Below are 13402 nucleotides of genomic sequence, written 5' to 3' on the forward strand. Positions count from 1 at the left end.
GGGCCGCCGGAGGGTCCCAGCAGCCCGCCCCACCCGGCTCCCGGGTCAGCGACGGGCATATTCGCGGAAGCCGCGCCCCGTCTTGCGGCCGAGGCAGCCCGCGGCGACCAGATGCTCCAGCAGCGGCGCGGGTGCCAGGCCCGGGTCGCGGAACTCCTGGTGCAGAACCTTCTCGATGGCCAGCGAGACGTCCAGGCCGACCACGTCGAGCAGTTCGAACGGGCCCATCGGGTAGCCGCCGCCCAGCTTCATCGCCGCGTCGATGTCGTCCAGCGAGGCGTAGTGCTCCTCGACCATCTTGATCGCGTTGTTGAGGTACGGGAACAGCAGCGCGTTCACGATGAACCCGGCCCGGTCCCCGCAGTCCACCGGGTGCTTGCGGATCTTTCCGCAGACCGCGCGGACCGTGGCGTGCACGTCGTCGGCGGTCAGGACGGTACGGACCACCTCGACCAGCTTCATCGCGGGCGCCGGGTTGAAGAAGTGCATCCCGATGACGTCCTCGGGGCGAGCCGTCGCCCGGGCGATCGCGACGACCGGCAGCGAGGAGGTGGTGGTGGCGAGCACCGCGCCGGGACGGCAGACCTTGTCCAGGGCGGCGAACAGCTGCTGCTTGACCTCCAGGTCCTCGGCGACCGCCTCGACGGCGAGGTCGACCTCGGCGAACGCGTCCAGCGAACCGGCCGCCGTGATCCGCGCCAGCGTCTCGTCCCGGGCCTCGGCGCTGAGCCGCCCCTTGGACACCGAGCGCTCCAGGGACTTCGCGATCCGCCCCTTGGCGAGGTCCGCCTTCTCCTGGGTCCTGGCCGCCAGCACCACGTCGTAACCGGCCTTCGCGAAGACCTCGGCGATCCCGGACGCCATGGTGCCGGAGCCCGCGACACCCACCGACGCCACCGCTCGCCCCGCGCCCGCCTCGGCGCCCGGCGCCGGGGTCAGCGCGTCGGGCACCACGTCCTGGCCGCCCGGGGCGTCGTACGTGTAGAAGCCGCGCCCGGCCTTCCGGCCGGTCAGGCCCGCGCTGCTGAGCTGCCCGAGGATCGGGGCCGGGGCGTGCAGCCGGTCGCGGGACTCGGCGTACATGGCCTCCAGGACCGTACGCGCGGTGTCGATCCCGATCAGGTCCAGCAGGGCGAGCGGACCCATCGGCAGCCCGCAGCCCAGCTTCATCGCGGCGTCGATGTCCTCGCGCGACGCGTAGTTCGCCTCGTACATCGCGGCGGCCTGGTTGAGGTAGCCGAAGAGCAGCCCGTCCGCGACGAACCCCGGCCGGTCGCCGACCGCGACGGGCTCCTTGCCCAGCTCCCGGGCGAGCCGGGTGACGGCCTCGACGGCGGGCGGCGCCGTCAGCACCGAGGAGACCACCTCGACCAGCTTCATCGCGGGGGCCGGGTTGAAGAAGTGCAGGCCGAGCACGCGCTCGGGGTGCTGCGACTCGGCGGCCAGCCGGGTCACCGACAGCGCGTTGGTGCCGGTCGCCAGGATCGCGGTGGGGGAGACGATCGCGTCCAGCTCCCGGAACACCTGCTGCTTGATCTCGTACGACTCCGGCACCACTTCGATGACCAGCTCGGCATCGGCTGCGGCCCGGAGGTTGTCCGCGGTACGGAAGCGGGTCAGCGCGGCGGCCCGCTCCTCCTCGGTGATCCGCCCGCGGCCCGCGGCCCGTGCGGTGGACGCTTCGAGGGAGGCGACGGCTCCGAGGGCGGCCGCCTCGCTGATGTCGATGCCGATGACCTCGCGGCCCGCCAGGGCCAGGACCTCGGCGATGCCGGTGCCCATGGTGCCGAGGCCGACGACGGCGATGGTGGAGAGAGGGGTGTCCATCACGGGACTCCAGGGTGAGTGACGACTGTGGGAGCACAGCGCGCGCGGCGATGAGGGAGCGGCGCGTGGCGTACGGAAGCTGCGTGTCGTGGAGCGCGGGGCCGAGGCGCGAGGAGCGCGCGCCCGACCGTGAGGGGTGACGGACTCTGTCCCGGAGTCGCGTCGCACGTAAAGCCGAACCGACAGGCACTCCGGGTGGCTGCGTCACCAGGCCACCGGAGTCTGCGGGGAGTGTGCCCCGCTCAGATGAGATTAACCGGCGAGTAACGAGCGCGCCACCCCTGGGTTCGTGTGCCCTGGGCCACACGGGCTCGGCCGTCCCGCCCCGCACGGAGCGTGTCCGTCGATACGCTGAGCGTCATGGATGACGTCATGGACGAGGAGTTCCGTTCGCTCGTGGACCGGCTGGAGTGCGAGGCGGCCGGATCGCCGCGGTACGCCCGGCTCGTCGCCGCCGAGGACCCCGAGGAGCTGGCCCGGGTCCTGGTCGAGCCGCACCAGCCGCTGTGGGCGCGCGAGATAGCCGCCTTCCGGCTCGGCTGCGCGGGCGACCGGCGGGCGTTCGAGACGCTGGTGCTCCTGCTCAACCACCGTGACCCCGAACGCTGCGTCTCCGCCGCCCACGCCCTGGCCCGCCTGAGCGACCCCCGCACGCCCCGGGCCGCCGCCGCGCTCGCCACCAACGCCCTGCGTACCGCCTACGCCCTGCACCCGGTGCGCCTGCTCACCGACCTGCGGGCCCCCGAGTCGGTGCCCGCCCTCGTCGCCACCCTGCAACGCCTGCTGGCCCCGGGCGAACCCCACTGGCGCGTCGCCCTGGCCTGCGTCGAGGGCCTCGGCCGGCTCGCCGACGAACAGGCCCGCCCGGTCCTCACGGCCGCCCTCCCGCATCCACGGCTCGGCGCGGCGGCGGCGGCGGCGCTCAGCCGGCTGCCGGGGGAGTGAGCGGGCGGACGCAGCGCACTTCCGTCACCAGGGTCCCGCCCGCCAAGAAGGTGTCCTCGCCGCCGTCCGCCCGGCATCCGGCCCGCTCGTGGAACCGGCGCGCCGGGGCGTTCTCCCGGAGCACCCGCGGCGCCATGTCCGCGTGGCCCGCGGCGGTGGCCCGGGCCGTAGGGCGCGCCCGGTCCCGGTCCCGATGTGATCGGGCAGGACGTAGATCGCGGAGAGCTCGCAGCCGGGGAGCGCGTGGTCCTCGGCGCGGTGGGGGCCGACGCGGGCCCGGCCGGCGACGGTCCCGTCGGGCCGTTCGGCGACGACGTTCACGGCTTCGCCGCGTTCCCCGACATACCTGCGCCGGGCCGCCCGCGCACCCCGTGTCGTGGAGAGCGCGGGCGGCCGTCCGGCTCAGGGGCGGAAGCCCAGCAGGCCGTGCAGCCGGCTGCCCTTGCTGTTGTCCACCGACTGGGCCGCCGCCTTCTGGGCGGGCAGCGGCTTCGGCTCCGGCAGGGCGGCGCAGACCGCGTCCGCCTCGCCCCGCCCGCGCGGCACCGTGCCGTCGGTCAGATAGGCCGTCAGATGCTTGTCCAGGCAGTCGTTGCCGCTCAGCGTGATGCCGTGGTTGCCGCCGCCCTCCTCCACGACGAGGCTGGAGCCCTTGAGCTTGCGGTGCATGCTGACCGCGCCGCCGTACGGGGTCGCCGCGTCGTCCGTGGCCTGGAGGATGAGCGCCGGGGGCAGCTGCCGGTTGTTCACCGGGAGGGGTCGCAGCGGAGGCACCGGCCAGTTCGCGCACGGCGCGTTGTACCAGGTGTTGTTCCAGGTCATGAACGGCGCCTTCCGGTGGATCCGGCGGCTGTCGTTGCGCCAGGTGCTCCAGTGCTCGGGCCAGCCGGCGTCACGGCACTGGACGGCCGTGTAGACCGAGTAGCCGTTGTCGCCGCTCGCGTCGACCGCGCCGAAGTTCTCGTACACCTCGACCAGCGCCTCGGCGTCCCGGTCCTTCACATACGCGGCGAACGCCTCGGCGAGGTAGGGCCAGTAGCCGTTGTAATAGCCGCCGGGCAGGAAGGCGTCCTCCAGCTCGCTCGCGCCGACCGTGCCGCCCGCGGGCTTCCGCGCCACGTCCGCCCGCATCCGGTACCAGGCGGCCTCGACCGCCGCCGGGTCGGTGCCCAGACCGTACGCGGCGTCGTTCTTCGCGACCCAGGCGGCGAAGGCCTTGTGCCGGTCGTCGAAGGCGTAGTCCTGGCCGAGGTTGCCCTCGTACCAGACGCCGTCCGGGTCGACGACCGAGTCCAGTACCAGGCGGCGCACCCGCTCCGGGAACAGCTTGGCGTAGACCGCGCCGAGATAGGTGCCGTAGGAGTAGCCGAAGTAGTTGAGCTGCCGGGAGCCCAGCGCCCGGCGGATCACGTCCAGGTCCTTGGCCGCGCTGACCGTGTCCATGTACGGCAGCACATCGCCGTGCTTCTCGCCGCAGGCCCGGGCGAAGGACTCGGCGCGGTCGCGGTTCGTCCGCTCCGCGCGGTAGGACGTCGGCACCGAGTCCGGGCGCACCGGATCGAAGTGGCCGGGCAGGCAGTTCAGAGCGGGCGTGCTCCTGCCGACGCCGCGCGGGTCGAAGCCGATCACGTCGTACTGCGCGGCCACCTTCTTCGGCAGTGAGGACGCCACGAACCCGGCCATCGACAGACCGCTGCCGCCCGGGCCGCCCGGGTTGACCAGCAGCGGGCCCTGGAAGGTCTTCGCGGTGTGCGGGACGCGGGAGAGGGCGAGCGTGATCTGACGGCCCGAGGGGCGGCGGTGGTCCAGCGGGGCGCGGACCTTCGCGCACTGGAGCGTCGGGTAGCTCTCGGTCGGACAGTCGGTCCACTTCGGCTTCGGGGCGGGCGGCGTGCTCGCCGGGGTGGCGGCGGCCGGGCCGGGCGCGGCGGTCAGCAGACCGGCGACGGTCGCGCCGACGGCGACCAGAATTCCTGCACGTTTCGTCATGGGGCCTCCCGGAGTGGCGGGACGCGGCGCCGGATCACCGGTCCCCGCCGCATGCTCCCCGAATTCCCTCGCGGAAGGGTCCGTTCCGCGCGGAGTCGCCCCGTACGGTCACGCCATCGGCCCCTCCGGACCCCACCGCGACCCTCGGACGGCTTTCAGAGCAGGGTCAGCTGGGTCGGGCCCGGCTCCGGTGCGGCGGCCGGGGCCTGGGCGATCCGGCGGGCCTCGCCCCGGTGCGCCGGACCGATCCCGAACTCGTCCGCCAGCTCGTGCACCTGACGGGTGATCCGGCGCTGGTACCAGGTGGGGGCGTACGCCCCGCCCGCGTACATCCGCTCGTAGCGCTCCACCAGATGCGGGTGGTGCTGCCCCAGCCAGTGGAAATACCACTCGCGCGCGCCGGGGCGCAGGTGCAGGACCAGCGGGGTCACCGAGGCGGCCCCCGCCTCCGCGACGGCCGCGACCGTGGCGCGCAGCTGCTCCCGGCGGTCGCCGAGGAACGGGATGACCGGGGCCATCAGGACCGAGCAGCCGATCCCGGCGTCAGTGAGGGCGCGCACCACGTCCAGCCGGCGTTCGGGGGAGGGGGTGCCCGGCTCGACCGTCCGCCACAGCTCCCGGTCGGTGAAGCCCACGGAGACCGAGACGCCGATCTCGGTGACCTCGGCGGCCTGCCGCAACAGCTCCAGGTCCCGCAGGATCAGCGTGCCCTTGGTCAGGATGGAGAACGGGTTGGCCCGGTCGCGCAGGGCGGTGATGATGCCCGGCATGAGCCGGTATCGTCCCTCCGCCCGCTGGTAGCAGTCGACGTTCGTGCCCATGGCGACGTGCTCGCCCCGCCAGTGCCGGGAGGCCAGTTCGCGCTGGAGCAGCTCGGCGGCGTTGATCTTGACGACGATCTGCGAGTCGAAGCCGGTCCCGGTGTCCAGGTCCAGATAGCTGTGGGTCTTGCGGGCGAAGCAGTACACGCAGGCGTGCGTGCAGCCCCGGTACGGGTTCACCGTCCATTCGAACGGCATCCGCGAGGCCCCCGGCACCCGGTTCAGGATCGAACGGGCCCGGATCTCGTGGAAGGTGATCCCCCGGAACTCCGGGGTGTCGAACGTGCGCGTGGTCACCGCGTCCGCGGCGAAGAGCGCGCTGTTCCCGGTCGTCGAGTTCTTCTCGACCAGATTGTCCCAGCGCATGGACGCCTCCTCGGTAGCACTCCCCGCAGAATAGAACATATGTTCCCTTGATCGTGCGGGGCGGACCGGAACCCCCTAGCGTGTGGGCCCTGGACGAGCCGCTACCGGACCGGGAGGCCCCGACCATGGCCAGCAAGTTCACCGAGCTCGCGATCGACTGCGCCGACCCCATGGGCCTGGCCCGCTTCTGGTGCGCGGTCCTCGACTACGAGGTGCAGGACGTGGAGGAGGGGGAGGAGGTCGTCGCCATCGGCTCGCCCGCGGTGCCCGAGGGGAAGAGCCGCCCCGGGCCGGTGCCGCCGACGCTGACCTTCGCGCGCGTCCCCGAGGGCAAGACCGTCAAGAACCGGCTGCACATCGACGTGAACCCCACCGACCGGGAGCAGGGCGAGGAGGTGGAGCGACTGCTCGCGCTCGGCGCCCGGCGCGCCGGCATCGCACCGGACGGGGCGGGCTGGGTCGTCCTCACCGACCCGGAAGGGAACGAGTTCTGCGTCCTCGGGACCCGCTGCCCCTGACCCCGCCCGGCCCCGATTTTGAGCGGCCGTGCCCGAGGTGGTTGGCTCAGCTCACCCCCCGAACCACGGATTGCTGGAGGAACAGCCATGGCGCAGGTCGAGGCCACCACGGAGCGGATCATCGCGGCGGACGCAGAGGCGGTGTTCGACGCGCTGGCCGACTACAAGGACGTCCGCGGCAAGGTGCTGACCGGGCACTTCAGCGAGTACGAGGTCCGGGAGGGCGGCGACGGCGAGGGCACCCTTGTGCACTGGAAGCTCCAGGCGACCAGCAAGCGCGTCCGCGACTGCCTGCTGGAGGTCAGCGAGCCGACCGACGGGCAGCTCGTCGAGAAGGACCGCAACTCCTCCATGGTCACCACCTGGACGGTCACCCCGGCCGGTGAGGGAAGGTCCAAGGCCGTCGTGGTCACGGTCTGGGACGGCGCGGGCGGCATCGGCGGGTTCTTCGAGCGGACCTTCGCCCCCAAGGGCCTCGCCCGCATCTACGACGAGCTGCTCCAGAACCTCGCCACCGAGGTCGAGAAGTAGGAGCCACCGGCGATCGGGGGCCGGTCCGTCCGGCCTCCGCGCACCGACCGGCCTCACCGGAACGGGTGGTTTTCCCGGGTGGCCGGTTGTGCGCCGTAGCGGCTCCCACCGGCGCATAAGCCCTCCGCGCGCGCCGCGTACGCCCCTCGTCACGTTTGCCCCGCCTTGCCACACGGTGCGAGAAATGGGCGGCGCAGGTGCGACGAGGGGAGCGTTACGTGGTGGGCGGTATCACGCTGGTGAAGGACGGGCCGGACAGTACCGGACCCGACGGCACGGACCCGGACGGCACGGCGGCGACCGTCGAAACCGCCGCACCGCCCCCACCACCCCCTCCGGTCGGACCCGGGCCGGGCGGGGCGGCGGTGGAGATCAGCCCCCGCAAGGTCCGCATGGTCTTCCTCGGGCTGATGCTCACCCTGCTGCTCGCGGCGCTCGACCAGATGATCGTCGCCACCGCCCTGCCCAGAATCGTCGGTGAGCTGCACGGCCTGGAGAAGATGTCCTGGGCGGTCACCGCCTACCTCCTCGCCTCCACCATCGTCCTGCCCCTCTACGGCAAGCTCGGCGACCTCTTCGGCCGCAAGGGCGTCTTCCAGTTCGCCATCGTCGTCTTCATCATCGGCTCCGCCCTCGCGGGCTGGTCGCGCACCATGGACGAACTGATCGCCTTCCGGGCGATCCAGGGCATCGGCGGCGGCGGTCTCATGATCGGCGTCCAGGCGATCATCGCGGACATCGTCCCGGCCCGGGAACGCGGCCGCTACATGGGCCTCATCGGCGCGGTCTTCGGCCTGGCCTCGGTCGCCGGCCCCCTGCTCGGCGGGTTCTTCACCGACCACGCCTCCTGGCGCTGGTGCTTCTACATCAACGTCCCCTTCGGCCTGGTCACCCTCGCCGTCATCGCGGTCGTCCTCAAGCTGCCCCGGCCCGCCGTACGCCCCCGGCTCGACGTCCTGGGCGCGGCGCTCCTCGCCGCCGCCTCCACCGGCCTGGTGCTGGTGACCAGTTGGGGCGGCACCGAGTACGCCTGGGGCTCCCGCACCATCCTGGGTCTGGCGGCGGGCGCGGTCGTCACGACGGCGCTCTTCGTCGCCGTGGAGCACCGCGCCGCAGAACCGATCATTCCGCTACGGCTCTTCCGCGACTCCGTCTTCAACGTCACCGGCCTGGTCGGCGCGGTCGTCGGCATCGCGCTCTTCGGAGCCGCCAGCTACCTCCCGACCTATCTCCAGATGGTCGACGGGGTCAGCGCCACCGAATCCGGGCTGCTGATGCTCCCGATGATGCTCGGCATCGTCGGCGGCTCCATCGCCTCGGGCCACCTCATCACCCGCACCGGCCGCTACCGGATCTACCCGATCGTCGGCAGCGCCGTCTCGGTGGTCGGCATGGGGCTGCTGTCCCTGCTGGAGGCGGACACCTCCCCCCTGGCGTACAGCTTCTACCAGGCCGTCCTCGGCCTCGGCATCGGCCTGGTGATGTCCGTCCTCGTGCTCGCCGTGCAGAACTCCGTACGCCCCTCGGATCTCGGCACCGCCACCAGCGCCAACAACTACTTCCGGCAGATCGGCGGCAGCGTCGGCGCGGCGATCTTCGGCACGCTGTTCGCCGGGCGGCTCTCCGACGCGCTCGGCGTCCGGCTGCCCACCGGAGCGGAGCTGCCCGACCCCGAGTCGATCACCCCGCAGATCGTCCACGCGATGGAACCCGCGCTGCGCGACGCCTACATCCAGGCGTACGTCGACGCGATGCCGCGCATCTTCCTCTACCTCGTGCCGGTGCTCGTGCTCGGCCTGATCCTCGCCTTCTTCCTCAAGGAGAAACCGCTGGTGTCCCACCACAGCCCCGAAGCCGCCGCCGAGACCCCCACCGCGCAGATCCCGACCGCCCGCGCCGACTCCGGCCGCCCCGCCCCCGGCCACCTCTCCGGCGTCCCCGTGCACGGCTGCGTCCAGCACCCCGACGGCACGACCGTCCCCCGGGCCGCCCTCACCCTCATCGACGTCCAGGGGCAGCAGATCGGGCGCGGGGCCAGCGGTGAGGACGGGCGGTACGCGCTGAGCGTTCCCGGCGCCGGCTCCTACGTCCTGATCGCCGCCGCGGGAGGGCACCAGCCGCAGGCCGTCAGCGTCACCGTGGGCGAGCGCCCCGTCGAGCTGGACGTCGTGCTCGGCGGCGCCGGACGCCTCGCCGGATCCGTGCTCACCCCCGACGGCGCCCCCGTACGCGAGGCGGCCGTCACCCTCACCGACGTACGCGGCGAGGTCGTCGCCTCAACCCGCACCGGCCGCGAGGGCGGCTACGTCATCGGCGAGCTGATCGCCGGCGAGTACACCCTCGCCGCCAGCGCCCCCGCCTTCCGCCCCGCCGCCCTCCCGGTCAGCGTGCAGGCCGCCCGGGAGACCCGGCAGGACATCGAGCTGGCGGGCGGGGCCGTCCTGCGCGGCGTGGTCCGGGCCACCGGTGGACGGCCCGTCGAGGACGCCCGGGTCACGCTGCTCGACGCGGCGGGCCATGTGGTGGACACCCTCACGACCGGCTCCGACGGCTCGTTCCGGTTCGTCGATCTGTCGTCCGGCGAGTACACCGTGATCGCCGCCGGATACCCGCCGGTCGCCACCGTCCTCCAGGTCGCGGGCGGCGGCCGGACCGAGCGCGACCTCCAACTGGGCCACGAGGACTGAGGCGCACGGGACGGGGGCCGGCGGGCTTCAGGACCGAGCCCGCGTCGGCTCCCGTACCGGGTCCTCCCGCACCAGCCGCATCAACGACCGAGCCCCGGGGCTCAGGCTCCGCGCCCCCGGCAGCACCACCACGCTCTCGTACACCGGCCGGTGCGGACCCGCCAGCTCCACCGCGACCAGTCGCGCCGCCTCCGGCTTGCGCGAGAAGTGGTGCGGCACCACCGCGATCCCCAGCCCCTCCTGCACCAGCTCCAGCAGGCTGTGCACATCGTTGACCTCAAGGCCCACCGTCCGCCGCGCCCCCGCCGTCGCGAACGCCTCGTCGGCGGCCCGGCGCGGCCCCCAGTCCGGATGGAAGTCGATGAACGACGCCCCCGGCAGCTCCTCCCACCCCACCTCGGCCCGCCCCGCGAACGGGTGCCCCGCCGCGCACAGCAGCACCATCGGCTCCCGGGCCAGCGGCACCAGCTCCCCGCGCCACTCCGCCGGGCTGACCGTCGCCGCGAACGCCAGGTCGAGCCGCCCGCCCGCCACCCCGTCCAGCAGACTGCTGGTCCCCTCCTGACGCAGGCGCAGCTCCATCTGCGGGTGCTCCCGGTGGAACGCCGCCAGCAGCCGCGCCGGGCTCACCCCGGCGACGCACTGCTCGACCCCCACCGTCAGCGTCCCGCGCAGCAGCCCCCGTACGGCATCGACCGCGTCCCGTGCCGCCCGCGCCCCGGCCAGCGTGCGCTCCGCCTCCACCAGCAGCGCGCGCCCCGCCTCGGTGAGCCGCACCGTCCGCGTGGTGCGGCTGAACAACGGGGTCCGCAGCTCCTGCTCCAGGGCTCGTACGGAGGCGGAGAGCCCGGACTGCGAGACGGCGAGGCGCTCGGCGGCGCGGGTGAAGTGCTGCTCCTCCGCCACGGCGACGAAGTGCTCCAGCTGACGCAGTTCCATGATTGAGCAATGTAGGCGATGAATCCGAGCGGAATCTCCTGTTGGACTGCTGGATCGATCTGCGGAAGCCTGGAGCCGTCCCCCTCAGTCCCCGGATCTCTCCAGCGGAGCCTGCCCATGTACCTGCCGTCCCCCGACCGTTACGCCGCCATGCCCTACCGGCGCACCGGCCGCAGCGGTCTGCTGCTGCCCGCGCTCTCCCTCGGCCTCTGGCACAACTTCGGGGGAGACAGGGCGCCCGAGACGCAGGGCGCCATCCTGCGCCGCGCCTTCGACCTCGGCATCACCCACTTCGACCTGGCCAACAACTACGGCCCGCCGCCCGGCTCCGCCGAGGAGACCCTGGGCCGCGCCCTGGCGACCGACTTCGCCCGTCTGCGCGACGAGATCGTCATCTCCACCAAGGCCGGCTACCACATGTGGGAGGGACCGTACGGGGAGTGGGGGTCGAGGAAGTACCTGCGCTCCTCGCTCGACCGGAGCCTGCAGCGCCTCGGCGTCGAGTACGTCGACATCTTCTACTCCCACCGCCCCGACCCGGACACCCCGCTGGAAGAGACGATGGGTGCGCTCGACTCCGCCGTACGGCAGGGCAAGGCCCTCTACGTCGGCCTGTCCAACTACTCCGCCGCGCAGACCCGTGAGGCCGCCGCGATCCTGAAGGACCTCGGCACCCCGCTCCTCATCCACCAGCCCCGCTACTCGATGCTCGACCGCCGCATCGAGGCCGACGGGCTGCCGGACGTTCTGGACGAGCTGGGCGTCGGGTCCATCGCCTACTCGCCGCTGGAACAGGGCATCCTCACCGACCGGTACCTCGACGGCATTCCGGCCGGGTCCCGGGCGGCGGGCGCGAGCCCCTTCCTGTCCGCCGACGCGGTCACCCCGCAGCTGCTGGAGCGGCTGCGCGCGCTGGACGCGCTGGCGAAGGAGCGGGGCCAGTCGCTCGCGCAGCTCGCCCTGGCGTGGGTGCTGCGCGGCGGCCGGCTCACCTCCGCCGTCGTCGGCGCGAGCAGCGTGGCCCAGTTGGAGAACAGCGTCGAGGCCGTCCGGAACCTGGACTTCACCGAGGACGAGCTGTCCCGGATCGAGGAGTCGCTGCGGGACGCGAAGGCCGCCTGACGCGGATCAGGCGCCGGAGAGCGGGACGGGCGGTGCGGCCGGCCGGACATGGCCGCCCTCCTTGTCCGTACTCAGCCACAGTGAGCACACCACGGCGTCGTGGGCCGGGCAGGCCGTCAGGTCAGGTCCGGGCGCTCGAAGGTCTGCCCGCAGACATGGCAGTCGTACGTGACCGCGCCCGGGTTGCCCCCGGCGTCCAGCAGCGGCACCGGGATACCGGGAAGCGCCGCACCCGGGGGAGAACCCCCGCGCGCATGGCGTTCACAGTGTTCGCCCCGGCGGGCCGCGACGCCCGCCCGCGAGCCGCCGCACGCGCCCCTCCGGCCGCCGCGCCGCTCAGCCGGTGGCCGTCACCGCCGTCCGCACCAGCTCCCTGACCTGGTCCACGATGTCGGCGCGGTTGCGCTCGAAGTCCGGGTCGGTGACCGTGCCCGTCTGCGGGTCCGTGTTCTCCGCGCCGAACCGGAGGACCGGGGTGTGCAGATGGCCACCCGGCAACCCCGGCAGACGGAGCCGGTCGCGCAGCAGGGTGACCCGGTAGGCGATCTCGTTGGAAAGGTAGTCACCGCCGCCCCCGGCCCGCGCCGCCGAGCCCGGGGTGGGGCCGTCGGGCCTGGTCACGGGCTGGGTGCCGCCCGCCGGTATCTCGGTGACCTCGGTGTTGTCGTACACCGGGAAGCGGCCCGTGTCGGCCTCGGTGAGCTGCCGGTAGGGGAGGGTCGTGGACGTCCACTGCGGCTGTGTGGCCGGGTCGGCGACGGGGACGAGCCCGGTGCTGGAGGTGTTCTCGTTGTCGGCGAAGCCACCGCGCCAGGCTCCGTTGGTGCGCTCCACGTCGAAGCGGCCCTGGCGGCCCTGGCTGACCGTGGTGAACAGGTCCAGATGCGGCAGGTGCCGGGCGAGGGCCCGCTCGACAGCGCCCTCGGCGAAGTCCGCCCAGCGCACCGGGAAGACGACGGTCTCGATGCGGGCCGGCCCGTCGGGCGTCCGCACCAGGGTTCCGTCCAGGGCGAGCGCGCTCGCCCCTGAGGGGTTGCCGATCCGGACGTCCCGGTCCAGCGTGAACGGGTCGAATCCGGTGACCAGGACCCGCTTCGTCCGGTGACCCCGGTAGTGGAGGTCGCTCTGGCCGCGCGACGCGGTCTCCAGGGCGGAGCGCAGGGTTTCGCGCCGCCGGTCGTCGAGGTCGAACCGGGGCGTCCAGGCGCGCAGTTCGCGGCTGAGCGCGAGCCGGGCCCAGTACAGCGGGCGGTCGTCGCCCCGGCTCAGGTCGCCCGTGGCGGGCCCTCGCCCCTGGGCCCGGTCCACGGCGCGCCGCCACAGCTCCGAGGCGTGGCGGGTCACGGTGCGCTCGGCCTGCGCATAGCTCTTCGCGTGCTTCAGGGCCTGCTCGAAGCGCGGGGCGAAGTGGTCGAATCCGCTGCGCCGCAGGATCTCCCGCGGGGCGGCCCGGTCGAGGCGCCGCTCCTCGACGGTCGCCTCCACGGGGGTGCGGGAGGTGTCCGCGGGGGAGGCGGCGGCGGGCAGGGCGGAGCCCGCCAGGACGAGCAGCAGCGCCATGCCGCCGAGACCGATCCGGGCCGTTGCGGGGAGTTGGTGGGTCACACGGGTCCCTTTCGTTCCACCGGGTGGGGCCCGCAGTATCGCGGCACGGCCC

General features: G+C 73.3%; 10 protein-coding genes and 1 pseudogene. 5 read left to right on the forward strand and 6 right to left on the reverse strand.

Going from position 1 to position 13402, the window contains the following annotated elements; all coding sequences use genetic code 11:
• Positions 1-45 precede the first annotated feature (45 nt).
• A complete protein-coding gene (locus CCZ36_RS30260; protein ID WP_069737219.1) occupies positions 46-1827 on the reverse strand; it encodes a 3-hydroxyacyl-CoA dehydrogenase family protein in 1782 nt (593 codons plus the stop codon).
• A 360-nt stretch (positions 1828-2187) separates the two neighbouring features.
• On the opposite strand from CCZ36_RS30260, the gene CCZ36_RS30265 reads away from it, so the two are divergent.
• Entirely contained in the window at positions 2188-2772 is a 585-nt protein-coding gene (locus tag CCZ36_RS30265) for an adenylosuccinate lyase (RefSeq protein ID WP_069737278.1), read from the forward strand.
• 402 nt (positions 2773-3174) lie between these two features.
• Here the strand turns inward: CCZ36_RS30265 and CCZ36_RS30275 are convergent, their stop codons facing one another.
• Both CCZ36_RS30275 and CCZ36_RS30280 read right to left on the reverse strand, forming a co-directional pair.
• Positions 3175-4761, reverse strand: coding sequence for an alpha/beta hydrolase (locus tag CCZ36_RS30275; RefSeq protein ID WP_128819008.1), 1587 nt, complete (start codon positions 4759-4761; stop codon positions 3175-3177).
• Between the two features lie 155 nt (positions 4762-4916).
• Positions 4917-5948 (reverse strand): Rv2578c family radical SAM protein, encoded by a 1032-nt coding sequence (locus CCZ36_RS30280; protein ID WP_128819009.1) that lies wholly within the window; start codon positions 5946-5948, stop codon positions 4917-4919.
• A gap of 125 nt (positions 5949-6073) precedes the next feature.
• Here CCZ36_RS30280 and CCZ36_RS30285 point away from each other — a divergent pair, with 125 nt between their 5' ends.
• The 3 genes from CCZ36_RS30285 (at position 6074) to CCZ36_RS30295 (ending at position 9684) form a co-directional block, all read left to right on the forward strand.
• Positions 6074-6466, forward strand: a complete 393-nt coding sequence (locus CCZ36_RS30285; RefSeq protein WP_069742286.1) for a VOC family protein — start codon at positions 6074-6076, stop codon at positions 6464-6466.
• 87 nt (positions 6467-6553) lie between these two features.
• Entirely contained in the window at positions 6554-6997 is a 444-nt protein-coding gene (locus CCZ36_RS30290) for an SRPBCC family protein (RefSeq protein WP_069737216.1), read from the forward strand.
• Between the two features lie 218 nt (positions 6998-7215).
• On the forward strand, positions 7216-9684 hold the full coding sequence (locus CCZ36_RS30295) for an MFS transporter (protein WP_128819010.1): 2469 nt from the start codon (positions 7216-7218) through the stop codon (positions 9682-9684).
• Positions 9685-9711: 27 nt separating this feature from the next.
• Here CCZ36_RS30295 and CCZ36_RS30300 read toward each other — a convergent pair whose 3' ends face one another.
• The gene (locus tag CCZ36_RS30300) at positions 9712-10623 is read right to left on the reverse strand and encodes a LysR family transcriptional regulator (RefSeq protein WP_069737214.1); all 912 of its coding nucleotides are present in this window, start codon (positions 10621-10623) and stop codon (positions 9712-9714) included.
• Between the two features lie 117 nt (positions 10624-10740).
• Here CCZ36_RS30300 and CCZ36_RS30305 point away from each other — a divergent pair, with 117 nt between their 5' ends.
• Positions 10741-11745, forward strand: coding sequence for an aldo/keto reductase (locus CCZ36_RS30305; protein ID WP_128819011.1), 1005 nt, complete (start codon positions 10741-10743; stop codon positions 11743-11745).
• A 6-nt stretch (positions 11746-11751) separates the two neighbouring features.
• Here the strand turns inward: CCZ36_RS30305 and CCZ36_RS30310 are convergent.
• Positions 11752-11963, reverse strand: a pseudogene (locus CCZ36_RS30310) (allantoin permease); the annotation flags it as partial.
• Between the two features lie 118 nt (positions 11964-12081).
• Positions 12082-13350: a pyroglutamyl peptidase gene (locus CCZ36_RS30315; RefSeq protein WP_069737212.1), complete on the reverse strand. Its 1269-nt coding sequence runs from the start codon at positions 13348-13350 to the stop codon at positions 12082-12084.
• Between the last annotated feature and the right edge of the window lie 52 nt (positions 13351-13402).

Source organism: Streptomyces sp. S063 (genome assembly GCF_002832675.1).
In the GTDB taxonomy this organism is placed as follows: domain Bacteria; phylum Actinomycetota; class Actinomycetes; order Streptomycetales; family Streptomycetaceae; genus Streptomyces; species Streptomyces sindenensis.